Source organism: Albidovulum denitrificans (assembly GCF_002973535.1).
In the GTDB taxonomy this organism is placed as follows: domain Bacteria; phylum Pseudomonadota; class Alphaproteobacteria; order Rhodobacterales; family Rhodobacteraceae; genus Albidovulum; species Albidovulum denitrificans.
Genome location: NZ_PVEP01000001.1, coordinates 444067 through 466268, shown reverse-complemented (window position 1 = coordinate 466268; position 22202 = coordinate 444067). Strand labels below are relative to the sequence as shown.

General features: G+C 65.6%; 24 protein-coding genes. 17 read left to right on the top strand and 7 right to left on the bottom strand.

What is annotated here, in order from left to right; genetic code table 11:
- Positions 1 to 66 precede the first annotated feature (66 nt).
- From secD to LX70_RS02155, 8 genes are all read left to right on the top strand, one after another.
- Positions 67 to 1731 carry a protein translocase subunit SecD gene (gene secD / locus LX70_RS02190; protein WP_105512890.1) on the top strand — a complete coding sequence of 555 codons (1665 nt, stop codon included), beginning with the start codon at positions 67 to 69 and terminating at the stop codon, positions 1729 to 1731.
- 12 nt (positions 1732 to 1743) lie between these two features.
- Positions 1744 to 2721 carry a protein translocase subunit SecF gene (gene secF, locus LX70_RS02185; RefSeq protein ID WP_105512889.1) on the top strand — a complete coding sequence of 326 codons (978 nt, stop codon included), beginning with the start codon at positions 1744 to 1746 and terminating at the stop codon, positions 2719 to 2721.
- On the top strand, positions 2721 to 3077 hold the full coding sequence (locus LX70_RS02180) for an Mth938-like domain-containing protein (protein ID WP_105513555.1): 357 nt from the start codon (positions 2721 to 2723) through the stop codon (positions 3075 to 3077). Before secF ends, LX70_RS02180 begins: the two co-directional genes overlap by 1 nt.
- Positions 3078 to 3084: 7 nt before the next feature.
- Positions 3085 to 3708 carry a heme ABC exporter ATP-binding protein CcmA gene (gene ccmA / locus LX70_RS02175; RefSeq protein WP_105512888.1) on the top strand — a complete coding sequence of 208 codons (624 nt, stop codon included), beginning with the start codon at positions 3085 to 3087 and terminating at the stop codon, positions 3706 to 3708.
- Positions 3709 to 3781: 73 nt separating this feature from the next.
- Positions 3782 to 4438: a heme exporter protein CcmB gene (gene ccmB / locus LX70_RS02170; RefSeq protein ID WP_105512887.1), complete on the top strand. Its 657-nt coding sequence runs from the start codon at positions 3782 to 3784 to the stop codon at positions 4436 to 4438.
- 56 nt (positions 4439 to 4494) lie between these two features.
- Positions 4495 to 5223 carry a heme ABC transporter permease gene (locus LX70_RS02165; protein ID WP_105512886.1) on the top strand — a complete coding sequence of 243 codons (729 nt, stop codon included), beginning with the start codon at positions 4495 to 4497 and terminating at the stop codon, positions 5221 to 5223.
- Entirely contained in the window at positions 5223 to 5378 is a 156-nt protein-coding gene (gene ccmD, locus LX70_RS02160; RefSeq protein ID WP_342747658.1) for a heme exporter protein CcmD, read from the top strand. The genes LX70_RS02165 and ccmD overlap by 1 nt, the downstream gene beginning before the upstream one ends.
- Positions 5371 to 5910: a DsbE family thiol:disulfide interchange protein gene (locus LX70_RS02155; protein ID WP_105512884.1), complete on the top strand. Its 540-nt coding sequence runs from the start codon at positions 5371 to 5373 to the stop codon at positions 5908 to 5910. The genes ccmD and LX70_RS02155 overlap by 8 nt, the downstream gene beginning before the upstream one ends.
- 368 nt (positions 5911 to 6278) lie before the next feature.
- On the opposite strand, the gene LX70_RS02150 is transcribed toward LX70_RS02155, so the two are convergent.
- Positions 6279 to 6590, bottom strand: a complete 312-nt coding sequence (locus tag LX70_RS02150) for a TM2 domain-containing protein (protein WP_105512883.1) — start codon at positions 6588 to 6590, stop codon at positions 6279 to 6281.
- Positions 6591 to 6750: 160 nt separating this feature from the next.
- On the bottom strand, positions 6751 to 9507 hold the full coding sequence (gene acnA / locus LX70_RS02145) for an aconitate hydratase AcnA (protein ID WP_105512882.1): 2757 nt from the start codon (positions 9505 to 9507) through the stop codon (positions 6751 to 6753).
- Positions 9508 to 9724: 217 nt separating this feature from the next.
- Here acnA and LX70_RS02140 point away from each other — a divergent pair, with 217 nt between their 5' ends.
- Positions 9725 to 10432 (top strand): DUF1223 domain-containing protein, encoded by a 708-nt coding sequence (locus tag LX70_RS02140; protein WP_245884897.1) that lies wholly within the window; start codon positions 9725 to 9727, stop codon positions 10430 to 10432.
- On the opposite strand, the gene LX70_RS02135 is transcribed toward LX70_RS02140, so the two are convergent.
- Positions 10424 to 11122, bottom strand: coding sequence for a CbiX/SirB N-terminal domain-containing protein (locus LX70_RS02135; RefSeq protein ID WP_105512881.1), 699 nt, complete (start codon positions 11120 to 11122; stop codon positions 10424 to 10426). The two genes, LX70_RS02140 and LX70_RS02135, sit on opposite strands and share 9 nt — an antisense overlap.
- Positions 11123 to 11251: 129 nt before the next feature.
- Complete coding sequence (locus LX70_RS02130) at positions 11252 to 12670, bottom strand: amidase (RefSeq protein ID WP_105512880.1); 1419 nt, start codon at positions 12668 to 12670, stop codon at positions 11252 to 11254.
- A gap of 169 nt (positions 12671 to 12839) precedes the next feature.
- Here LX70_RS02130 and LX70_RS02125 point away from each other — a divergent pair, with 169 nt between their 5' ends.
- The 5 genes from LX70_RS02125 (at position 12840) to LX70_RS02105 (ending at position 16244) form a co-directional block, all read left to right on the top strand.
- The gene (locus LX70_RS02125) at positions 12840 to 13469 is read left to right on the top strand and encodes an ATP-dependent Clp protease proteolytic subunit (RefSeq protein WP_105512879.1); all 630 of its coding nucleotides are present in this window, start codon (positions 12840 to 12842) and stop codon (positions 13467 to 13469) included.
- 143 nt (positions 13470 to 13612) lie between these two features.
- Positions 13613 to 14881 carry an ATP-dependent Clp protease ATP-binding subunit ClpX gene (gene clpX / locus LX70_RS02120; protein ID WP_105512878.1) on the top strand — a complete coding sequence of 423 codons (1269 nt, stop codon included), beginning with the start codon at positions 13613 to 13615 and terminating at the stop codon, positions 14879 to 14881.
- Between the two features lie 165 nt (positions 14882 to 15046).
- Positions 15047 to 15427, top strand: coding sequence for an NADH:ubiquinone oxidoreductase subunit NDUFA12 (locus LX70_RS02115; protein WP_105512877.1), 381 nt, complete (start codon positions 15047 to 15049; stop codon positions 15425 to 15427).
- Positions 15424 to 15891, top strand: coding sequence for an outer membrane lipid asymmetry maintenance protein MlaD (gene mlaD / locus LX70_RS02110; RefSeq protein ID WP_105512876.1), 468 nt, complete (start codon positions 15424 to 15426; stop codon positions 15889 to 15891). Before LX70_RS02115 ends, mlaD begins: the two co-directional genes overlap by 4 nt.
- Positions 15888 to 16244: a DUF2155 domain-containing protein gene (locus LX70_RS02105; protein ID WP_105512875.1), complete on the top strand. Its 357-nt coding sequence runs from the start codon at positions 15888 to 15890 to the stop codon at positions 16242 to 16244. Before mlaD ends, LX70_RS02105 begins: the two co-directional genes overlap by 4 nt.
- On the opposite strand, the gene aat is transcribed toward LX70_RS02105, so the two are convergent.
- Genes aat through accB form a run of 3 tightly spaced genes read right to left on the bottom strand, consistent with a single transcriptional unit; the run spans position 16208 to position 18711 of the window.
- Positions 16208 to 16837 carry a leucyl/phenylalanyl-tRNA--protein transferase gene (gene aat, locus LX70_RS02100; RefSeq protein ID WP_211301647.1) on the bottom strand — a complete coding sequence of 210 codons (630 nt, stop codon included), beginning with the start codon at positions 16835 to 16837 and terminating at the stop codon, positions 16208 to 16210. The two genes, LX70_RS02105 and aat, sit on opposite strands and share 37 nt — an antisense overlap.
- A gap of 22 nt (positions 16838 to 16859) precedes the next feature.
- Complete coding sequence (gene accC, locus LX70_RS02095; RefSeq protein ID WP_105512873.1) at positions 16860 to 18209, bottom strand: acetyl-CoA carboxylase biotin carboxylase subunit; 1350 nt, start codon at positions 18207 to 18209, stop codon at positions 16860 to 16862.
- Between the two features lie 7 nt (positions 18210 to 18216).
- Positions 18217 to 18711, bottom strand: coding sequence for an acetyl-CoA carboxylase biotin carboxyl carrier protein (gene accB / locus LX70_RS02090; protein ID WP_105512872.1), 495 nt, complete (start codon positions 18709 to 18711; stop codon positions 18217 to 18219).
- Positions 18712 to 18928: 217 nt separating this feature from the next.
- Between accB and LX70_RS02085 the strand changes: the two genes are divergently transcribed.
- From LX70_RS02085 to LX70_RS02075, 3 genes are all read left to right on the top strand, one after another.
- Positions 18929 to 20272 carry an NAD(P)-dependent oxidoreductase gene (locus LX70_RS02085; RefSeq protein WP_105512871.1) on the top strand — a complete coding sequence of 448 codons (1344 nt, stop codon included), beginning with the start codon at positions 18929 to 18931 and terminating at the stop codon, positions 20270 to 20272.
- A gap of 148 nt (positions 20273 to 20420) precedes the next feature.
- Complete coding sequence (preA, locus tag LX70_RS02080; protein WP_105512870.1) at positions 20421 to 21719, top strand: NAD-dependent dihydropyrimidine dehydrogenase subunit PreA; 1299 nt, start codon at positions 20421 to 20423, stop codon at positions 21717 to 21719.
- Between the two features lie 57 nt (positions 21720 to 21776).
- Positions 21777 to 22064 (top strand): hypothetical protein, encoded by a 288-nt coding sequence (locus tag LX70_RS02075; RefSeq protein WP_105512869.1) that lies wholly within the window; start codon positions 21777 to 21779, stop codon positions 22062 to 22064.
- The last annotated feature ends 138 nt before the right edge of the window (positions 22065 to 22202 follow it).

The following is a 22202-nucleotide window of genomic DNA, read 5'->3' as shown; positions in this document are numbered from 1 at the left end:
ACCGCCCCGGCTGACGCCCCGCGACAGACGCCCCCAGACCGACCCCATCAGACCCGAGCGCCCGACATGTTGCAGATGCCCCTCTGGAAGCAGATCCTCATCTGGGCGCTCTGCGCGCTCGGTCTGCTGACCGCTGCCCCCAACCTGTTCTACAACCGGGTCGAGCAGCACAATGACGCCGTTGCGGCCTCGACCAAGGCGGGGTTCGAGACCGACGCGCAGAAGGCCGACATTGCCGGTTGGCCGTCCTTCCTGCCTTCGGGCATCGTCAACCTTGGCCTTGACCTGCGCGGCGGCGCGCATCTTCTGGCCGAGGTGCAGGTCGGCGATGTCTACAAGTCGCGCATGGATGCGATGTGGCCGGAACTGCGCCGCGCGCTGGCCGATGCGCGGGGGGAGATCGGCGGCATTCGCCGGATGCCCTCCGATCCGACGATCCTGAAGGTCCAGATCGAAAAGCCCGAGGGCATGGCCAGGGCGGTTGAGATCGCGCGGGGGCTGGCCAGCCCGGTCGTGACCCTGACCGGGGTGGGGCAGTCGAGCCTCGACGTCTCGGTCGAGGGCGACGCGCTGGTGGTGCAGCTCAGCGCCGCCGAAAAGACCGCGACCGACGACCGCACCATGCAGCAATCGCTGGAAATCATCCGCCGCCGCGTCGATGCGGCAGGCACGCGCGAGCCGACGATCCAGCGCGAGGGTGCCGACCGCATCCTGATCCAGGTGCCGGGCATCGGATCGGCCAGCGAGCTGAAAGCGCTGATCGGCAAGACCGCGCAGCTGACCTTCCACCCGGTGCTGGGCCGCGGCGCGGACGGGAACGAGATCGCGCGGCCAGGCGAGGTGATCTTGCCCTCGCTGGATGACAAGGGCGTGTATTATCGGCTTGACGCCACCCCGGTGGTCAGCGGTCAGGACCTTGTCGATGCGCGGCCCGATTTCGACCAGAACGGCAGCCCCGCCGTCGCCTTCCGGTTCGACACCACCGGGGCGCGCAAGTTCGGCGAATATACCGCCAACAATGTCGGCCAGCTTTTCGCCATCGTGCTGGATAACGAGGTGATTTCCGCCCCGCAGATCCGCTCTGCCATCCCCGGCGGTTCGGGCCAGATCACCGGCAATTTCACCGTGGAAAGCTCCACCAACCTCGCCGTTCTTCTGCGCGCGGGGGCGCTGCCCGCGAAGATGACCTTCCTTGAGGAACGGACCATCGGCCCGGAACTGGGGCAGGACAGCATCGACGCGGGGCGCATCGCCGCCGTGGTCGGCATGATCGCCGTCGTCGCCCTGATGATCGCGAGCTACGGGCTTTTCGGCGTCTTCGCCACCGCCGCGCTGATGATCAACATGGCGATGATCTTCGGCATCCTGTCGTCCATCGGGGCGACGCTGACGCTGCCGGGCATCGCGGGCATCGTGCTGACCATCGGCATGGCGGTCGATGCCAACGTCCTTGTCTTCGAACGCATACGCGAGGAGTTGCGCACCGCGCGCGGCCCGGCCCGCGCCATCGAGCTTGGCTATGAAAAGGCGATGTCGGCGATCATCGACGCCAATATCACCACCTTCATCACCGCCGCGATCCTCTTCTTCCTCGGCTCCGGCCCGGTGAAGGGGTTCGCCGTCACGCTGGTCGTGGGCCTCGTGACTTCGGTCTTCACCGCGATCTACGTCACCCGCCTTCTCGTCGTCCTCTGGTTCGCCCGCAAGCGACCCAAGACCATCACCGTCTGAGGGAGCCGCCCCATGGCCTTTCGTCTCAAGCTCGTTCCCGAACAGACCAATATCGACTTCTTCCGCTGGCAATGGCTGACCTTCTGGGGCTCGGTCGCGTTGGTGGTGGCCTCGATCATCGCTTCGGCCGTGATCGGGCTGAACTTCGGCATCGACTTCCGCGGCGGCACCACGATCCGCACGGAATCGACCCAAGTGGTCGATGTAGGCAGCTACCGCCAGGCGTTGCAGCCGCTGGGGCTTGGCGATGTGTCGATCACCCAGGTCTTCGACCCGACCTTCCGCGCCGACCAGCATGTCGCGATGGTCCGCATCCAGGCCCAGGAAGGCGCGGAATCGATCACGCCCGAGACCATCACACGGGTCGAGGACGCGCTGAAAACCGTCGATCCGGCGATCACCTTTCCGTCGGTCGAATCCGTCGGCCCGAAAGTGTCGGGGGAGTTGATCACGACCGCCATCTGGTCGGTTCTGGCCGCCACGATCGCCATCGTCGTCTATATCTGGCTGCGCTTCGAATGGCAGTTCGCGGTGGGCGCGGTGGTCGCGCTGGTCCATGACATCGCGCTGACCATCGGCATCTTCTCGGTCTTCCAGATCAAGTTCGACCTGACGATCATCGCGGCGCTTCTGACGATCCTTGGCTATTCGATCAACGACACCGTCGTGGTCTTCGACCGGCTGCGCGAAAACCTCATCAAGTACAAGACGATGCCCTTGCGCGACGTCTGCAACCTGTCGGTGAACGAAACCCTCAGCCGGACGGTCATGACCTCCGGCACCACGCTGATCGCGCTGATCTCGCTTCTGGTGCTGGGCGGCGACGTGATCCGGGGCTTCGTCTTCGCGATGACCTGGGGCGTGATCGTCGGGACCTATTCCTCGGTCTATGTCGCCAAGAACGTGGTCCTGATGCTGGGCGTCAAGCGCGACTGGGGCAAGAAGGACGACGCGGCGGCCGGCACGCAATTCGCCGCCTCCGGGAAATGATCGAGCTGAACGAAATGCCGTTCGACGGCGCCCGTCCGGTGGACGGCTATGGCGCCGATTTCTTCCGCGTGGGGGGCGAGGTCTTGCGCGGGCATGTCCTTGTCAGCCCGGCATCGGTCCGTCTTTGGGGCGGGCTTGAGGATCGCGCGGCGCTTCTGGCGCTGGCGGGGCAGGTGGATGTGCTGCTGCTGGGAACCGGCAAGACCATCGCCCGCGCGCCCGCCGACCTGACCGCCGAGCTTGACGCCATCGGCATCGGGGTCGAGGCGATGGACAGCGCGGCCGCCGCGCGCACCTTCAATGTGCTGCTTTCCGAAGGCCGCCGCGTCGCCGCGGCCCTTCTGACGGTCGGGTAGCGGCGCGATGCTGGCGGTCCGCGATCTGGCAGCGACACGCGGCGGGCTGCGCCTGATCGAGGGCGTCTCCTTCGATCTTTTGCCGGGGCAGGCGCTGGTGCTGCGCGGGCCGAACGGGATCGGCAAGACGACGCTTCTGCGCACCATCGCCGGGCTGCAACCCGCCGCCGCCGGAACGGTCGATCTGCCGCCCGAGGGGCTGGCCTATGCCGGTCACGCCGACGGCCTGAAGGCGACGCTGACGGTGACCGAGAACCTGACCTTCTGGGCGCGCATCTTCGGTCAAAGCGACATCGGCAACGCGCTTGAGGCGATGGACCTCGTGCAACTTGCGGACCGCCCGGCGCAGAACCTTTCCGCCGGGCAGAAGCGCCGCCTTGGCCTTGCGCGCCTTCTGGTGACCGGGCGCCGCCTCTGGCTGCTGGACGAACCTACCGTCTCGCTCGACCGTGCGTCGGTGGCCCTGTTCGCCACCGCCGTGCGCGCGCATCTGGCCGCGGGCGGTGCGGCGCTGATGGCCACGCATATCGACCTCGGCCTCGACGATGCCGGGACCCTCGACCTCACCCCCTTCCGCGCCCGCTTCCCGGCGGCGGGGCAGGGCGACGGCTTTGACGAGGCCTTCGCATGACCGGCTTCTTCGTTGTGAAAATACTCCGGGGTCCGGGGCAGCGCCCCGGCCTCTCCGCGAAAGGAACCGCCTGATGCTGGCGCTCCTCCTGCGCGATCTCCGGCTTGCCACGCGGGCGGGTGGCGGCTTTGGCCTCAGCCTTGCGTTCTTCCTCATCGTCACCGTCCTGGTCCCCTTCGGCGTCGGGCCTGAGGGCGGGACGCTGGCGAAGATCGCGCCCGGCATCCTCTGGGTCGGCGCGCTTCTCGCCTGCCTTCTCTCGCTTGACCGGATCTTCGCGCTTGACCGCGAGGATGGCTCTCTCGACCTGCTCGCCACGGCGCCGATCCCGATGGAGGGGGCGGTGGCGGTCAAGGCGCTGGCCCATTGGCTGACCACGGGCCTGCCGCTGACGCTGGCGGCGCCGGTTCTGGGCGTGCTGCTGAACCTGCCGCTCCCCGCTTTCCAGCCGCTTCTTCTGTCGCTTCTTATCGGCACCCCGGCGCTGTCGATGATCGGCACTTTCGGAGCGGCGCTGACCGTCGGGCTGAAACGCGGCGGCCTTCTTCTGTCGCTTCTGGTGCTGCCGCTTTACATCCCGACGCTGATCTACGGGGCCGAGGCCGCGCGGCGCGGGGGCGAGGGGCTGGCGACCGCGACGCCGCTTCTGATGATGGCGGGGATCACGCTTGGCACGATCGCGATCCTGCCTTTCGCGGCGGCTGCGGCAATCCGCGTCAATCTGCGTTAGCCGCCGCCGTGATATGTGTATTGAGCGTGCCGGACTGAACCGTTAGCAAGGGCGCCATGTCGATCTGGGAATACGCAAACCCGAAGAAGTTCATGGAGACCTCGTCCTGGGCCTTGCCCTGGGTGACGGGTCTTGCCGTGGCAAGCCTTCTGAGCGGCCTCATCTGGGGCTTCTTCTTTACGCCGGACGATTACCGGCAGGGCTCGACCGTCAAGATCATCTATATCCATGTGCCGTCCGCGATGATGGCGATCAATTGCTGGGCGATGATGCTGGTCACCTCGCTGGTCTGGCTGATCCGGCGCCACCATGTCTCGGCGCTTGCGGCCAAGGCGGCGGCGCCGATCGGGATGACGATGACCCTGATCGCGCTTTTCACCGGGGCGATCTGGGGCCAGCCGATGTGGGGGACCTGGTGGGCCTGGGACCCGCGGCTGACGGCCTTTCTGATCCTCTTCCTCTTCTACCTTGGCTATATCGCGCTTTGGGGCGCGGTCGACGATCCCGACACGGCGGCCGACCTGACCTCGGTCCTTTGCCTTGTCGGATCGGTCTTTGCGCTGCTTTCCCGCTATGCGGTGCTGTTCTGGAACCAGGGCCTGCATCAGGGCGCGTCGCTGTCGCTCGACAAGGAAGAGCATGTGGCCGATGTCTTTGCCTGGCCGCTCTGGCTGTCGATGGCGGGGTTCGGGCTTCTGTTCCTGACGCTGGTCCTGTTCCGCACCCGGACAGAGATCCGGGCGCGGCGGCTGCGCGCGCTTGAGGCGCGGGAAAGGATGGCGTGATGGTGGAGCTTGGCAAATATGCAGGCACTGTCCTTGGGGCCTATGGCGTGACCATCGTCCTTATCCTCGGGCTTGTCTGGCAATCGCTGCGGCAATCGGCGCGGATGCGCAAGCGGCTTGAGGATCAGGAACGGCGGATGGGGCGGCATGGCTAAGGTTTCCCCCTTGATGCTGCTGCCGCCGGTGCTTTTCGCGGGCATCGCCGCGATGTTCGTCCTGGGCATGAACCGCGAGGACCCGAATGCGCTGCCCTCCACCCTGACCGGGCGGCAGGCGCCCCCGGTGGCGGTGGCGCAACTGGCGGATCTGCCGGTCTTTTCGGATGCAGATCTGAAGGACGGCAAGGTCAAGCTGGTGAACTTCTGGGCCAGCTGGTGCGCGCCCTGCCGGGCGGAGCATCCGAACCTTGAAACGCTGAAGGCCGAGGGCGTCACGATCTATGGCGTGAACTACAAGGACAAGCCCGACGCGGCGCTTGGTTTCCTGTCTGCCCTTGGCAATCCCTATGCCGCGATCGGCACGGATGAAAGCGGCCGGATGGGGATCGACTGGGGCATCTACGGGGTGCCGGAAACCTTCATCATCGACGGCGATGGCAAGGTGGTTGACCGTTTCCCCGGTCCGATCACGGAACGCTCTCTGGATGAGGTGATCCGCGCGGGATTGAAAAAGGCCGCCGCGGAGTAGCTGCTCTCCGCGGCGGCGGGCCGTCAGTGTGTCCGCGTTGCGTAGATCAGGAACAACAGCCCCAAGCCTTCCAGCCACACCATACTCGGTACAAACGGCAACCTGTTCATCAATCCCTTCACCTACCGCTCCTTTCGTCTTGCCTGTGGGTCCTGAATGGGCCGTTGCCGCGCGGGCGTCAAGAAACAGGGCGCGGGCGGGCCTCAGCGGGTTGCTGGGGGCGACAAGGGCCGGGATTGGCCCTTACCATTTCCCCAGCGCGGCCAATGAAAGGTTTCGTTAACGCTGAGTCGGGGGCGGGCATGAAAAAGGCGGACCCGAAGGCCCGCCTTGAAGGTCACGTAGGTCCGGTCCGCCGGGCCGGGGGATCAGACCCCGCCGCTCGTCGCCGAAATCTCGGCCGTGATCTGCGCGCGGGCCTCGCGGGTCAGCTGCTCGATCATGCCGGGGATGAGGAAGGCGTCGACCAGCGCCCAGATGCCGACAGCGATCAGCAGAGGAATGCCGATGATGATCGCAAAGGTCAGCACGCCGACGACGGCCAGAGCCAGCATCGCGATCGCCGATCCCGTCCGCCCGAGGTAGAACCGGTGCGCGCCCAGTCCGCCGAAGAAGAACCACAGCAGATACGCGACTAAAGTCGATTTCTTGTCATTCGCGAGCCGCTGCTCGACGAGCATTTGTTGTTCGGTTGATAATGCCATTTTTCACTGTCCACTTGTTATGTGCCTTACGGCTGGGCGCACAATCGCCGCAAAATCCAAGCATTTCAATGGCAGAGAGCAAACCGCGACGCGGCTTCGCGTCGCGGTTGGATCAGGTCATTGTCGAAGGACCACCTCAGCCCTTGGCGAGGTTGCGCAGCACATAGTGCAGCACGCCGCCGTTTTCGACATATTCCTTCTCGACCCCGGTATCGATCCGGCACTTGATCTGGATCGTCTTTTCGGTCCCGTCCGCGTAGCGGATCGTGCAGGGAACAAGGCTGAGCGGTTTCAGATCGCCTTCCAGTCCGTCGATGGAGATCACCTCATCCCCCTTCAGGCCCAGCGTCTTGCGATTGTCACCGCCGGTGAACTCGAACGGAATCACGCCCATGCCGACGAGGTTGGAGCGGTGGATGCGTTCGAACGACTCTGCGATCACCGCCTTGACGCCCAGAAGGTTGGTCCCCTTCGCCGCCCAGTCGCGCGAGGAGCCTGCGCCATATTCGATGCCGCCGATGACGACCAGCGGGGTTCCCGCCTCCTGATAGGCCATCGAGGCGTCGAAGATCGTCGTTTCCTTGCCGTCGGGGCCTTTCGTGTAGCCGCCTTCGACGCCGTCCAGCATCTCGTTCTTGATGCGGATATTGGCGAAGGTGCCGCGCATCATGACCTCATGGTTGCCGCGGCGCGAGCCGTAGCTGTTGAAGTCCTTCGGCGCGACCTGCCGGTCGGTCAGGTATTTGCCCGCAGGCGTCGTCGGCTTGAAGGAGCCTGCCGGGCTGATGTGGTCGGTCGTGATCATGTCGCCCAGAAGGGCGAGGATACGGGCGCCGTCGATGTTGTGGATCGTGCCGGGTTCCTTGCCCATGCCCTGGAAGTAGGGCGGGTTCTGGATGTAGGTGGAACTCGGCGGCCAGTCATAGGTCTCGGACTCCGTGACCTTCACGCCCTGCCACTTGGCGTCGCCCTTGAAGACATCGGCGTATTTCTTCTGGAACGCCTCACGGGTGACGACCTTCTCCACCAGCTCCGCGATCTCCTGATTGGTGGGCCAGATGTCTTTCAGGTAGACGTCCTTGCCGTCCTTCGAAGTGCCAAGCGGTTCGGTGGTGATGTCGATATTCATGTCACCGGCCAGCGCATAGGCCACGACCAGCGGCGGCGAGGCGAGGTAGTTGGCGCGCACATCCGGGCTGATCCGGCCTTCGAAGTTGCGGTTGCCGGAGAGGACCGACACCGCGATCAGGTCATTGTCGTTGATCGACTTCGAAATCTCGGGCTGAAGCGGGCCGGAGTTGCCGATGCAGGTGGTGCAGCCGTAGCCGACGAGGTTGAAGCCGACGGCGTCGAGGTCCTCTTGCAGACCGGCGGCCTCAAGATATTCGCTGACGACCTGCGAGCCGGGGGCAAGCGAGGTCTTGACCCAGGGCTTGCGGTTCAGGCCCAGCGCGCGGGCCTTGCGGGCGACCAGACCGGCGCCGATCAGCACATAGGGGTTCGAGGTGTTGGTGCAGGAGGTGATGGAGGCGATCACGACCGAGCCGTCGTGAAGCTTGTAATCCTCTCCCGCGACGGCGGCGGATTTGCGCAGGTCCGCCTTGTCGGCCACCGCGACCGCGCCGCCCTCATCGGCCATTTCCTTGGCGTCTTTCGACGTGTCGGTGCCGCGAAAATCGGTGACGACCTTGTAAAAGCTCGACGCCGCTTCGGTCAGCGCAACATAGTCCTGCGGGCGCTTCGGGCCGGAGATGGCCGGAACGATTTCGCCCATGTCCAGATGCAGGGTCGAGGTATAGACCGGATCGTAATCCGCGCCGCGCCAGAAGCCGTTTTCCTTGGCATAGGCCTCGACCAGCGCGATGCGGTCTTCATCCCGGCCGGTCTGGCGCAGGTAGCGCAGCGTCTCGTCGTCGATCGGGAAGAAGCCGCAGGTGGCGCCGTATTCGGGGGCCATGTTGGCGATGGTGGCGCGCTGCGCCAGCGGCAGGTTGTCAAGGCCGGGGCCGTAGAATTCGACGAACTTGCCGACAACGCCGTGCTTGCGCAGCATCTGGACGACCTTCAGCACCAGATCGGTGCCGGTCGTGCCTTCGACCATCTCGCCGGTCAGCTTGAAACCCACAACCTCGGGGATCAGCATCGAGACCGGCTGCCCCAGCATCGCGGCCTCGGCCTCGATCCCGCCGACGCCCCAGCCGAGAACGGCAAGGCCGTTGACCATGGTGGTGTGGCTGTCGGTGCCGACCAGCGTATCCGGGTAGGCGACTTCGGCCCCATCCTGATCGGTGTCGGTCCAGACCGTCTGGGCGAGGTATTCAAGGTTGACCTGGTGGCAGATGCCGGTGCCGGGCGGCACGACGCGGAAGTTCTGAAACGCGTTCTGACCCCATTTGAGGAAGACGTAGCGTTCCATGTTCCGCTCATATTCGCGGTCCACGTTCATCTGGAAGGCGCGCGGATTGCCGAATTCGTCGATCATGACCGAATGGTCGATGACCAGATCGACGGGGTTCAGCGGGTTGATCTTCTGCGCGTCGCCGCCCAGCGCCTTGATCCCGTCGCGCATCGCGGCAAGGTCGACGACCGCCGGAACGCCGGTAAAATCCTGCATCAGCACGCGGGCCGGGCGATAGGCGATCTCACGCGGGTTCTTGCCGCCCTTGGCGCCCCATTCGGAAAACGCCTTGATGTCCTCGACGCTGACGGTGCGCCCGCCATCCTCGAAGCGCAGCATGTTTTCCAGCACGACCTTGAGCGAGGCCGGGAGCTTCCCGAAGGAGCCAAGCCCCGCGGCCTCGGCGGCCGGGATCGAGTAATAGTCAAAGCTCTTGCCGCCGACAGACAGCGTCTTGCGCGTCTTGGCGGTATCAGTTCCGGTGACGATGGGCATGGGATCTCCCTTCAGAAGTGAAGCTCGGTCGGGGTCTTGTCAGCGTAATGCCGCAACAGGCGGCTTCGATCAAGGCTCCGTCGGGCGGCTGTATACTATTGTGTACCGTTTCGCGCAAGCCAGCATAGATCGAAATCTCTCTCAAAACCTTGATTGGCAAAAGCGCTTCGGCTTGGATATGCCCGCAAGGGGACAAGAGACGACGGAAAGACTGGACATGAAGGCACGCATCGGTGCCGCGCTGGCCGTTTGGCTTGGCGTGGCGGGATTGGCAATGGCGGACGATCAGGGGCAGGGTTCCGTGGTGGTGGAGCTTTATACCTCGCAAGGCTGTTCGTCCTGCCCGCCGGCGGATGAGATCCTGGCCGGGCTTGCCGATCGCGGCGATGTCATCGCGCTGGCGCTGCATGTCGATTACTGGGATTATATCGGCTGGAAGGATGTTTTCGGCTCCCCCCAGTTCACCGAACGCCAGCGCGCCTATGCCCGCGCGGCGGGGGCGCGCACGATCTATACGCCGCAGATGATCGTCGACGGGATGGAGCATCTGGTCGGCGCGCGGCCCGCCGAGCTGACGGCGCTGATCAAGCGCTATGAGGCGATGCCGGAACAGGCGGTGCTGGACGTGGCGCGCAAGGGCGGGACGCTGGCCATCTCTGCCCGCCCGGTCGGGCATCTGCCGCAGGGCGCGGTGGTGCAACTGGTGCGCTACAAGCCCGAGGAGACGGTCGAGATCAGGTCGGGCGAGAATGCCGGGCGCGAAATCTCCTATCGCAATATCGTGACCGAATGGCACAGCCTTGGCACATGGGACGGCAGCGCGCCCTTGTCGATGGATGTTTCGGTGTCCGATTCCCAGCCCATCGTGGTGATCCTTCAGGAACCCGGCCCCGGCCGTATCATCGCGGCCACCGCGTTAAAGTGATCCGGCGATGGCCCCGGCGATCAGCTTCGGGGCCTCGGGCAGGGTGCCGAGCGGGTCAAGCAGGACGCCGCTGAATTCCGCCTTGCGCAGCGCTTCGGGAATGTCGGTTTCGGTATGGCCCCAGCGGGCCACGAAAAGCGGCAGGCAGATCGCGCGCAGCCCGGCATGGGCGGCCTCATCGGCAAGGTGGGGCGGTTCCTCGATAAAGCCGATGCGGATCGCGGCGAAGCCGTGGGTTGCCGCGATGGCCTCGGCCGTTGCCCCGGCGGCCTGGGCCGGGTGGGGGCTGCGGCCCGATCCGTGGGCGGCGATGACCAGCACCGTTTCCGCGCAGGACCAGCCGTGGCGCTGTGCCGCCGCCGCCGCCGCGTCACCTGCCAGCGCCTTGACCTGGGGCAAGAGGCCGAAGGGCGTCAGGACGGTTCCGTCCGACACCCCCGCCTTCGCCAGACGGTCGGGCAGGGCGGTGCGGATGAACCAGCCATCGGCGATGAAGAAGGGAAAGATCAGCGGCGCGGTCAGCCCCGCCACCGCCCGGTCAAGCGCGCCGGGTGCCGCGAGCGTGGCGGACCGGATGTCCCATCCCGGCAGATGCGCCGCGACGGAGGTTGCCAGCGCCGCGATCTCCGCCTCGGCCGGGGCGGGGTCGGAGGGCTGGCCATGGGCGACGATGATGGCAGAGCGGGTCATGGGGGGAAGCCTAACGCATGTTGCACGAAAAGTGGAAACCGGTTTTCGTGCTTCCCGAACATGCGAAATCAAAGGGTTGGAGCGTGTCGCGTGACTGCGAAGGAACGCGAAACGCTCCAACGCAGAGGGTCAGGATGGCAAGGCGGGCGGGCGGCGGCCGGGCCAGTCCGTCGCCTGATGCCAGGCCGCGCCGATGGAGAGGAGTTTGGCGTCCGACCCCTGCGGGCCGAAGATCTGAAAGCCCATGGGCAGGCCGGTGGGGCCGAACCCCGCCGGGGCGGCAAGGGCGGGCAGGCCGATCAGGCTGACCGGGACGACAACCTCCATCCAGCGGTGATAGGTATCCATCCCGCGCCCGGCGATCGCCTCGGGCCAGCGCCAGTCGGCGGGGAAGGGCCAGACCTGCGCCGAAGGCAGGACCAGCGCGTCGTAGCTCTCGAACAACCGCGCGGCGCGGGCGTGCCAGCGGGACCGGACCTCGCTCGCCTCATAAACCGCCTGCGCGGTCAGGCCCAGCCCTTGCTCGATCTCCCATTGCGTCTCGGGCTTGAGAAGGGCGCGCTTGGCGGGGTTGTCCCAGAGCGCGCGCTTGGCCCCGGCGTTCAGCATCGCCCGAAGCGTGATCCAGGCGGACCAGAGCTTTTCGGCCGGATAGGGCGGCGCGACAGGTTCGACCCGCGCGCCAAGCCCCTCGAATGTCCTCAGCGCGCCCTCGACGGTGCCAAGGATGCCGTCCTCCATCGGATAGGCCCCGCCCCAGTCGCCCAGCCAGCCGATCCTGAGGCCCCGGCAATCGGCGGGGTTCAGCCGGTCGGGCAGCGCCTCCGTCCGGCAGAAGGGGACGGTGGGCGACGGCCCGGCAAGGACGCGCAAGAGGAGCAGAAGGTCTTCGGGCGCGCGCGCCATCGGGCCGTCGGTCGCAAGCGTCGCAAGGTAGGTGTCGCCCACCGCGTCCTGCGGGATCAGGCCCCATGTCGGGCGGAAGCCATAGACGTTGCAGAACGCCGCCGGGTTCCTCAGCGACCCCATCATGTCCGACCCGTCGGCAAGCGGCACCATCCGCGCCGCCAGCGCCGCCGCCGCACCGCCCGACGATCCGCCCGCGCTGCGGGCAGGGTCATAGGGGTTGCGGGTCACGCCATGGACCGGGTTGAAGCTGTGCGAGCCCTGGCCCCATTCCGGGGTGTTGGTCTTGCCGATGAAGATGGCGCCCGCCGCCCGCATCCGTTCGGCGACAAAATCATCCGCCGCAGGCACGAAATCGGCGTAAAGGGGGGAGCCATAGGTGGTGCGCAGCCCCTTCGTCGCGACCAGATCCTTGACCGCGACGGGCAGCCCGTGAAGCGGCCCGCGCGGGCCAGCCGCATCGGCCGCGCGCGCCTCGGCCAGAAGCGCGTCCGCCGGGCGCAGCGAGACGATCGCGTTCAGCGCCGGGTTGAGGGCCAAGATACGGTCGAGAAAGGCCGCCATCACCGTTTCGGCGCTGACATGCCCGGTGGCGATGGCGCTGGCCAGATCGCTGGCCGTTCGTGACGGAATATCAACCATTTGCCTGTCTCCCTTGGCGCCATCCTTGGCAGGCGGAAGGGCGCGATGCAAGAACCGCACGGATCGTTATGGCCACCGGCCCTTGCAGGCCCCGGTGCGCGCCACTAAGACTCTGGCAAGGATCGGCGCATAAGCATCGGACCCAGGGAACAGCAGCAGGCGGAAGAGCATGAAAGACCCCTTGGATATCTACATGAATACCCTCGTGCCGATGGTGGTCGAACAGACCTCACGCGGGGAACGGGCCTATGACATCTTTTCGCGCCTTCTGAAGGAGCGGATCATCTTCCTGTCGGGGCCGGTCCATGACGGCATGTCGACCCTGATCTGCGCCCAGCTCCTGTTCCTTGAGGCGGAGAATCCGTCGAAGGAAATCGCGATGTACATCAACTCGCCCGGCGGTGTCGTGACCTCGGGCCTGTCGATTTACGACACAATGCAGTACATCCGGCCGAAAGTGTCCACGCTGGTGATCGGTCAGGCGGCCTCGATGGGCTCGCTCCTGCTGACGGCGGGCGAAAAGGGGATGCGCTTCTCGCTCCCCAACAGCCGGGTCATGGTTCACCAGCCTTCGGGCGGCTATCAGGGGCAGGCGACGGATATCATGATCCACGCGCAGGAGACCCAGAAACTCAAGGATCGCCTGAACGATATCTACCACAAGCACACCGGCCAGCCGGTCAAGAAGGTCGAGGCAGCGCTTGAGCGCGACAACTTCATGTCGCCCGAGGAAGCCAAGGACTGGGGCCTGATTGACGAGATTCTGGCGGCCCGGACGGGCGAGGACGCCAAATCGTGACCCCCTCCCGCGCCGGTGCGGGCGCGGGGTAAGGGAATTTGGCATTGTGGTGATACCGGGGCTGCCCTAATCTTGTCGAAAAGGGCAGTCAAAAAGTTGAAGTTAACGCGCGCGCGAACGGGCGCGGACCGCAGAGGATGACGATGGCGACGAATTCAGGCAGCGACAGCAAGAACACCCTCTATTGCTCTTTCTGCGGCAAGAGCCAGCATGAGGTGCGCAAGCTGATCGCCGGGCCGACCGTGTTCATCTGCGATGAATGCGTCGAACTGTGCATGGACATCATCCGCGAGGAGACGAAATCCACCGGGCTGAAATCGGCCGACGGGGTGCCGACGCCGCGCGATATCTGCAAGGTTCTGGACGACTATGTCATCGGCCAGATGCATGCCAAGCGCGTGCTGTCGGTTGCCGTTCACAACCATTACAAGCGGCTGAACCACGCCTCCAAATCGGGCGATATCGAACTGGCGAAGTCGAACATCCTGCTGATCGGCCCCACCGGCTGCGGCAAGACGCTTCTGGCGCAGACGCTGGCGCGTATCCTCGACGTGCCGTTCACCATGGCCGACGCGACCACGCTGACCGAGGCGGGCTATGTCGGCGAGGATGTGGAAAACATCATCCTGAAACTGCTTCAGGCCAGCGAATACAACGTCGAGCGCGCGCAGCGCGGCATCGTCTATATCGACGAGGTCGACAAGATCACGCGCAAGTCCGACAACCCCTCCATCACCCGCGACGTGTCGGGGGAGGGCGTGCAGCAGGCGCTTCTGAAGATCATGGAAGGCACGGTCGCCTCTGTTCCGCCGCAGGGCGGGCGCAAGCATCCGCAGCAGGAATTCCTGCAAGTGGACACGACCAATATCCTTTTCATCTGCGGCGGCGCCTTCGCGGGGCTGGAAAAGATCATCGCGATGCGCGGCAAGGGATCGGCCATCGGCTTTGGCGCCGATGTGAAGGACCCCGATGCGCGCGGCGTGGGCGAGCTGTTCCATGAGCTTGAGCCGGAAGACCTGCTGAAATTCGGCCTGATCCCGGAATTCGTCGGCCGCCTGCCGGTGATCGCGACGCTGACCGATCTGGACGAAGACGCGCTGGTCACCATCCTGACGGAGCCGAAGAACGCGCTGGTCAAGCAGTATCAGCGGCTTTTCGACCTGGAGGACGTGAAGCTGACCTTCACCGCCGACGCGCTGACCGCCATCGCCAAGCGCGCGATCAAGCGCAAGACCGGCGCGCGGGGGCTGCGTTCGATCATGGAGGACATCCTTCTGGATACCATGTTCGAACTGCCCGGCCTGACCTCGGTCGAGGAAGTGGTGGTCAACGAAGAGGCGGTGGATTCCGGCGCCAAGCCGCTTCTGATCCACGCGGATTCGAAGGGCGAAAAGGCCGCGACGGCGGGCTGAGCCACCCCAGGGTTATGCGAAGGGCGCGCGGGTGACTGCGCGCCCTTTGCCTTTGCGGGGGCTTTGATGCCGCAGGGCCGCCGCGTCGGCGGCGGATCGGTCCACGCCCTCTGGACCTTGCCCGTGCCTGCGCTATAAGGGGGCAGCAACGCCCGGAGGTCCCCGATGAATTTCCTGCTTCGCCTTCTGACCTGGTGGAACGGCCAGACGCTTGGCACGCAGATCTTTACCGCCCGGCGCGGGGTGAAGGTGGGTGAGGACGATCAGGGCAACGTCTTCTACCAGACCCGCGACGGCAAGCGGCGCTGGGTGATCTATAACGGTGAGTCGGAGGCAAGCCGGGTCAGCCCCGACTGGCACGGCTGGCTGCATTTCACGTGGGATGAGCCGCCGACCAAGGCGGCGCTGCCGCACAAGGCCTGGGAAAAGCCGCATCAGGAAAACATGACCGGGACGCCGCTTGCCTATGTGCCGCGCGGCTCGATCCTGCTGGAGCATCCGGTGAAGCGGCAGGATTACGAAGCCTGGAGCCCGGACGCGCAATGAGCGAAAGCGCGACAGAGGTCCTGACCGGCGCCGGGGTGCTTGCCGTCGCGATCGGCTTCTTCGCCTATGCGGCGGGTGGCGCGGGCTTCATGCCGCGCGGCGACAGCTATGCGCTGAAGGCCAGTTTCCGGTCGGTCGAGGGGATCACCGTCGGCACCGATGTGCGCATGTCGGGCGTCAAGGTCGGCACCGTCACCGCGCTGGCGCTGAACCCGGCGACCTTCCGCGCCGATGCCACGGTCGATGTGCAAAAGGGCATCTCGGTGCCGTCGGACAGCACGATCATCGTCGCCTCCGAAGGGCTTCTGGGCGGCGCTTTCGTCGAGATTCAGCCGGGCGGCAGCCCCGACGATCTGGCCGCGGGGGATGAGATCGAGGATACCCAAGGCGCCGTCAGCGTGATTTCGCTTTTGATGAAATTCGTCGGCGGCGGGTCGAATGCGGACGAAGGCAGCGCCCCATGAAGGGGTTCGCCTGCCTTGCCCTTCTGGCACTCGCGGCCCCGGCCGCCGCGCAAGAGGTCGCAAGCGCCGGGGGGGCGGTCCTGCGCGCGCTCGACAAGAACACCGGCCTGACCGAGGATCTGGACGTCCTGGCGGGCGGCAGCGTGGAGTTCGGGCGGCTGAACGTCACCGTGTCCGACTGCCGCTATCCGGTGGATGACCCGACATCGAACGCCTTCGCGCATCTGGACATCGCCGACCGCCGCAGCGGCAAGACCGAGTTTTCCGGCTGGATGGTGGCGTCCAGCCCGGCGCTGTCGGCGCTGGACGATCCGCGCTATGACGTCTGGCTGCTTCGCTGCAAGACGAGTTGAGGCGCGGGGACCGCGACCGCGTTGAAATCCGCAGCTTTCCGCAAGGCATCGGCCAGTTGCGCCCGGTAGGCAGCGCGCGGGATTTCCACCGCGCCAAGGGACGCCAGATGCGGGGTCAGGAACTGCGTGTCGAAAAGCGTGAAGCCCGCGACCTTCAGCCGGTCCACCAGATAGGCCAGCGCGATCTTTGACGCATCGGTCCGGCGGGAGAACATGCTTTCCCCGAAGAAGGCCGCGCCAAGCGTCAGGCCGAAGACGCCGCCGGTCAGCGTATCGCCTTCCCAGACCTCAAGGCTTTGGGCATGGCCCATCTGGTGCAGCGCGTCATAAAGGCCGAAAAGCTGGTCGTTGATCCAGGTTTCGGGCCGTTCGGCGCAGGCGCGGACGACGCCGGAGAACTCGGAATTTGTTCGAATTGTATAAGTCCCCTGGCGTATTCGCCGCGCAAGGGATCGGGAAATGTGGAAATTTGACAGGGGGAAGATCCCGCGAAACCGGGGGTCGACCCAGTGCAGATCGCCCGCATCGCGCGATTCCGCCATCGGAAAGATGCCCTGCGCATAGGCAGAGAGCATGATCTGCGGGGTCAGCATGGCGCCGCCCCCGCCGAAAAGATCATCCGCCGAATTGCTGGGCCAGCCACTTTTCCAGCCAGTGGATCGAGTAATCGCCATTCTGGATGTCGGGTTCCGCCAGAAGCGCGTGGAAGAGCGGCACGGTGGTGTCGACGCCGTCCACGATCAACTCCCCCAGCGCGCGGTGCAGGCGGGCCAGCGCCTCGGGCCGGTCGCGGCCATGGACGATCAGCTTGCCGATCAGGCTGTCGTAATAGGGCGGTATCCTGTAGCCGTCGTAAAGCGCCGAATCCATCCGCACGCCAAGCCCGCCCGGCGCGTGATACTGGGTGATCTTGCCGGGGCTGGGCGAGAAGTTCGGCAGCTTTTCGGCGTTGATCCGCACCTCGATCGCGTGGCCGTTGATGACCAGATCGTCTTGGGTGAAGGACATCGGCATGCCTTCGGCCACGCGGATCTGTTCGCGCACCAGATCGACGCCGAAGATGCCTTCGGTCACCGGATGTTCGACCTGAAGCCGCGTGTTCATCTCGATGAAATAGAACTCTCCGTCCTCGAACAGGAACTCGATCGTCCCGGCGCCGATATAGTTGATCGCGGCGACCGCGCGGGCGCAGATGCCGCCGATCTCGGCGCGCTGTTCGGGGGTGATGACCGGCCCCGGCGCTTCCTCGAACACCTTCTGGTGGCGGCGTTGCAGCGAACAGTCGCGTTCGCCCAGATGAACCGCGTTGCCCTTGCCGTCGCCGAAGACCTGGATCTCGATATGGCGCGGGCGCTGGAGGTATTTCTCGATATAGACCTCGTCATTGCCGAAGGCGGCCTTGGCCTCGGACCGGGCGGTGCGGAAGGCGATCTCAAGGCCCTCTTCGTCCTGCGCGACCTTCATGCCGCGCCCGCCGCCGCCGGCGGTGGCCTTGATGATGACCGGATAGCCGATTTCCTTCGCGACCGTCTTGGCGGCGGCCGTGTCCGGCACCCCGCCGTCGGACCCCGGAACCACCGGGATGCCCAGCGATTTCGCGGTTTCCTTGGCGGTGATCTTGTCGCCCATGATGCGGATATGTTCCGCCGTGGGGCCGATGAAGGTGATGCCGTGATCCTCAAGCGCCTGCACGAAGCTGGCGTTTTCGGACAGGAATCCATAGCCGGGGTGGATCGCGTCCGCGCCCGTGATCTCGCAGGCCGAGATGATGGCGGGGATGGAAAGGTAGCTTTGCGCCGAGGAATTCGGCCCGATGCAGACGCTTTCATCGGCCATGCGCACATGCATCGCGTCGCTGTCGGCGGTGGAATGGACGGCGACGGAGCGGATGCCCATTTCGCGGCAGGCGCGCACGACGCGCAGCGCGATTTCGCCCCGGTTGGCGATCAGGATCTTCTGGAACATGGCCCCCTCACTCGATGATGAGAAGCGGAGCGCCGTATTCAACGGGGCTGCCATCCTCGACGAGGATGCGCTTCACCGTCCCGGCCTTGGGGGCCGGGATGTGGTTCATGGTCTTCATCGCCTCGACGATCAGCACCGTCTGGCCTTCCTTGACCGTCGCGCCGATGCTGACGAAGGGATCGGCGCCGGGTTCGGGCGAAAGGTAGGCGGTGCCGACCATGGGCGAGGTCACGGCGCCGGGATGGTTGGCCGGATCGGCCGGGGCTGCTGCGGGCGCTGCGGCTGCCGGGGACGCCGCAGCGGGGGCAGCGGGTGCTGCCGGGGCAGGGGCCGCCGGGGCGGCTGGCGCGGCAACGGGGGCGTATTTCGTGACCTTGACGTTCAGGCTGTCATGGTCGCCATATTCGCGCTTCACGCTCAGTTCGGCGAGGTTGCTCTTGTTCAGAAGCTCGGCCAGAGCCTCGATGAACGCCACGTCGCTGTCATGGTTGATTTTGGTCATTCCGTCCTCGATCGGTTCTTGGATGCCGTCCGTGTTCTTGCTGCGGATCTTGGCCTGTCTTTTCGGCTTATACGCGCTTGGGATGGACGAGGAAAGGCGCGAAAACGGGCGGCTTGTGTCAGGATGTCGCAGAAAATCGCGGGCCGTTAAATTTACCAGTTGATAAAAAAATGAATCGGGGGCAGCCTTTCCGCAACGAAAAGCCAGGGAGGCGCAATTGACCAATTCACCCCTGACGCCGGGTATCGTGGCGGGCCGCCTGGGCGCCGAGGCGCTGGCGGGAAACTTCGCCGACATTGCCCCCAGGTTTGACGCGCATGAGGCGCGCGTGGCGGCGGATCGCTGCTATTTCTGCCACGACGCGCCCTGCATGACGGCCTGTCCGACGACGATCGACATTCCCTTGTTCATCCGCCAGATCGCCACCGGCACGCCCGAGGCGGCGGCGAAGACGATCTTTTCGCAAAACATCCTTGGCGGCATGTGCGCCCGCGTCTGCCCGACCGAGCAGCTTTGTGAGGAGGTCTGCGTGCGTGAGGTGGCGGAGGGCAAGCCGGTCGAGATCGGCCGCTTGCAGCGTTTCGCCACCGACAGCCTGATGGCGGCGGGTGTGCATCCCTTCGCCCGCGCCAAGCCGACGGGCAAGCGCGTGGCGGTCGTGGGCGCGGGGCCTGCGGGCCTTTCGGCCGCGCATCGTCTGGCGATGAAGGGGCATGAGGTGGTGATCTATGACCCGCGTCCCAAGGCGGGCGGCCTGAACGAATACGGCATCGCCAGCTACAAGGCGCCCGGCGATTTCGCCGCCGATGAGGTGGCCTGGCTGATGAAGATCGGCGGTATCCGGGTGGAGCATGGCAAGGCGCTGGGGTCGGGGCTGACGCTTGATGGGTTGCGCAAGGATCATGACGCGGTGGTGCTGGCCGTGGGGTTGGCCGGGGTCAATGCCTTGCGGGCCGAGGGCGAGGCGCTGGACAACGTCCTGAACGCCGTCGATTTCATTGCCGGTCTGCGGCAGGCGGCGGACAAGGCAGCGCTGAGGATCGGCCGCGACGTGGTGGTGATCGGCGGCGGCATGACGGCGGTCGATGCGGCGGTGCAGTCAAAGCTGCTGGGGGCCGAAAACGTCACCATCGTCTACCGGCGCGGGCAGGAGAGGATGTCGGCCTCCGCGCATGAGCAGGACCATGCGGCCTCGGCCGGGGTGCGCATCCTGCACAATGCCGCGCCGGTCCGGGTCCATGGCAATGGCGCCGCGCAGGAGGTGGAGTTCGCCTATACCGAGGACGGGCCGGGTGGCCTGACGCTCAAAGGGGAAACCTTCCGGCTGAAGGCCGATCAGGTGATGAAGGCCATCGGCCAGGTGCTTGACGGCGCGCCCGAGGGGCTGCGGATCGAGGGCGGCAAGATCGCCGTGACGGGCGCGGGGCGGACCTCGGTCCCCGGCGTCTGGGCGGCGGGCGATTGTGCGTCGGGCGGCGAGGACCTGACCGTGACGGCGGTGGCCGAGGGAAGGGACGCCGCCGAGGATATTCATGCGAGTCTGATGGGACAGGCGGGCTAAAGCCCCGCCCTACGGGAAGGACCACGCCGATGGCCGTTCTTTTCTCAGGCTTTGAAGAAAAACCCGCCCCGGACGCGATCCAGGGCCTCCACCCCGCGCCGCAAGGTCCCGGATCAGGTCCGGGACGCGCGCAACAGGAGACCGAGACATGGCTGACCTGACCACCAACTTCATCGGCATCAAATCCCCGAACCCGTTCTGGCTGGCCTCCGCCCCGCCGACGGACAAGGAATACAACGTGCGCCGCGCCTATGAGGCGGGCTGGGGCGGGGTGGTGTGGAAGACGCTGGGATCGGAAGGGCCGCCGGTCGTCAACGTCAACGGCCCGCGCTATGGCGCGATCTGGGGCGCGGACCGGCGGCTTCTGGGGCTGAACAATATCGAGCTTATCACCGACCGCCCGCTTGAGGTGAACCTGCGCGAGATCAAGCAGGTGAAACGCGACTACCCCGATCGGGCGCTGGTGATTTCGCTGATGGTGCCGTGCGACGAGGAAAGCTGGCGCGCGATCCTGAAGGCCATCGAGGATACCGGCGCGGACGGGGTGGAGCTCAACTTCGGCTGCCCGCATGGGATGAGCGAGCGCGGCATGGGCTCGGCCGTCGGCCAGGTCCCGGAATATATCGAGATGGTGACCCGCTGGGTCAAACAACACAGCCGGATGCCCTGCATCGTCAAGCTGACGCCCAACATCACCGATGTCAGGAAACCCGCCGAGGCGGCGAAACGCGGCGGGGCGGATGCGGTCAGCCTTATCAACACCATCAACTCCATCACCTCCGTCAACCTCGACAGTTTCGCGCCCGAACCCACCATCGACGGCAAGGGCGCCCATGGCGGCTATTGCGGCCCGGCGGTGAAGCCCATCGCGCTTTCCATGGTGTCCGAAATCGCGCGGAACCCGGAAACCCGTGGGCTGCCCATCTCCGGCATCGGGGGCGTGACGACATGGCGCGACGCGGCGGAATTCATGGCCCTTGGCGCGGGCACGGTGCAGGTCTGCACCGCCGCCATGACCTACGGTTTCAAGGTCGTGCAGGAGATGATTTCGGGCCTCTCGCAATATCTTGACGAACACCAGATGTCGGTCGGGGATCTGGTCGGCCGCGCGGTACCGAACGTGACGGATTGGAACCAGCTGAACCTCAACTACGTCACCAAGGCGCAGATCGACCAGGACCTCTGCATCAAATGCGGCCGCTGCTACGCGGCCTGCGAGGATACCAGCCATCAGGCCATCGCCATGTCGGATGACCGGACCTTCACCGTGAAGGATGAGGATTGCGTGGCCTGCAACCTCTGCATCGACGTCTGCCCGGTTGAAAGCTGCATCACCATGCGCCAGCTCGGCAAGGGCGAGGTCGATCCCCGCACCGGCAAGACGGTGGGTGACTATGCCAACTGGACCACCCATCCGAACAACCCGATGGCGCAGGCCGCCGAATAGGCCGGGCTTGCCGGGCGGCCGTCCCGCGGGGCATCCTGCGGGCGGAAGGGGGCGGTCATGCAGGTTCTGAACGTCACGCGCTGGCCGCTGGTCTTCGTCATCCTCGGCGCGGCCGGGGCGGCGATCGTGCTGGCCTTTTCCTCCTTCAACCTCTTCATGTTCGCAATGGCGAATTTCGCGTTTATCGAGCGTGAGGGGTGGGAGGCGATCCGCCACGGCGCGCTCTGGCAATTGGGCGAACTGGGGGTCAGCGGCGCCATGGCGCTGGCAAGCTGGCTTTGCTTCAAGCTTTTCGAGGGCGAGTTGATCGGGCGCTACCGCAAATGGGCCGACCGCCCGCGTTAGGGCCGCAGCGGCGTGGCGGCAAGACGGTGGGCCACTATGTCGACCGCCCATCCCTACGCCCCGCCGACGCAGACCACAGAACAGGTCCCATGCTTCTTCGTTGTCGAAATACTCCGGGGGGTTGTCCATTGGTGCGCC

Bases quoted from the DNA above. Each gene is read 5' to 3' on its own strand.
- ccmD (WP_342747658.1), top strand. From the start codon at position 5,223: ATGGTGGAGCTTGGCAAATATGCAGGCACTGTCCTTGGGGCCTATGGC.
- LX70_RS02135 (WP_105512881.1), bottom strand. From the start codon at position 11,122: ATGACCCGCTCTGCCATCATCGTCGCCCATGGCCAGCCCTCCGACCCC.
- preA (WP_105512870.1), top strand. From the start codon at position 20,421: ATGGCTGACCTGACCACCAACTTCATCGGCATCAAATCCCCGAACCCG.
- acnA (WP_105512882.1), bottom strand. From the start codon at position 9,507: ATGCCCATCGTCACCGGAACTGATACCGCCAAGACGCGCAAGACGCTG.
- ccmB (WP_105512887.1), top strand. From the start codon at position 3,782: ATGCTGGCGCTCCTCCTGCGCGATCTCCGGCTTGCCACGCGGGCGGGT.
- ccmA (WP_105512888.1), top strand. From the start codon at position 3,085: ATGCTGGCGGTCCGCGATCTGGCAGCGACACGCGGCGGGCTGCGCCTG.
- LX70_RS02125 (WP_105512879.1), top strand. From the start codon at position 12,840: ATGAAAGACCCCTTGGATATCTACATGAATACCCTCGTGCCGATGGTG.
- LX70_RS02130 (WP_105512880.1), bottom strand. From the start codon at position 12,670: ATGGTTGATATTCCGTCACGAACGGCCAGCGATCTGGCCAGCGCCATC.
- LX70_RS02150 (WP_105512883.1), bottom strand. From the start codon at position 6,590: ATGCTCGTCGAGCAGCGGCTCGCGAATGACAAGAAATCGACTTTAGTC.
- LX70_RS02115 (WP_105512877.1), top strand. From the start codon at position 15,047: ATGAATTTCCTGCTTCGCCTTCTGACCTGGTGGAACGGCCAGACGCTT.
- LX70_RS02075 (WP_105512869.1), top strand. From the start codon at position 21,777: ATGCAGGTTCTGAACGTCACGCGCTGGCCGCTGGTCTTCGTCATCCTC.
- LX70_RS02105 (WP_105512875.1), top strand. From the start codon at position 15,888: ATGAAGGGGTTCGCCTGCCTTGCCCTTCTGGCACTCGCGGCCCCGGCC.
- mlaD (WP_105512876.1), top strand. From the start codon at position 15,424: ATGAGCGAAAGCGCGACAGAGGTCCTGACCGGCGCCGGGGTGCTTGCC.
- accC (WP_105512873.1), bottom strand. From the start codon at position 18,209: ATGTTCCAGAAGATCCTGATCGCCAACCGGGGCGAAATCGCGCTGCGC.
- secF (WP_105512889.1), top strand. From the start codon at position 1,744: ATGGCCTTTCGTCTCAAGCTCGTTCCCGAACAGACCAATATCGACTTC.
- clpX (WP_105512878.1), top strand. From the start codon at position 13,613: ATGGCGACGAATTCAGGCAGCGACAGCAAGAACACCCTCTATTGCTCT.
- LX70_RS02155 (WP_105512884.1), top strand. From the start codon at position 5,371: ATGGCTAAGGTTTCCCCCTTGATGCTGCTGCCGCCGGTGCTTTTCGCG.
- secD (WP_105512890.1), top strand. From the start codon at position 67: ATGTTGCAGATGCCCCTCTGGAAGCAGATCCTCATCTGGGCGCTCTGC.
- LX70_RS02140 (WP_245884897.1), top strand. From the start codon at position 9,725: ATGAAGGCACGCATCGGTGCCGCGCTGGCCGTTTGGCTTGGCGTGGCG.
- accB (WP_105512872.1), bottom strand. From the start codon at position 18,711: ATGACCAAAATCAACCATGACAGCGACGTGGCGTTCATCGAGGCTCTG.
- aat (WP_211301647.1), bottom strand. From the start codon at position 16,837: ATGCTGACCCCGCAGATCATGCTCTCTGCCTATGCGCAGGGCATCTTT.
- LX70_RS02165 (WP_105512886.1), top strand. From the start codon at position 4,495: ATGTCGATCTGGGAATACGCAAACCCGAAGAAGTTCATGGAGACCTCG.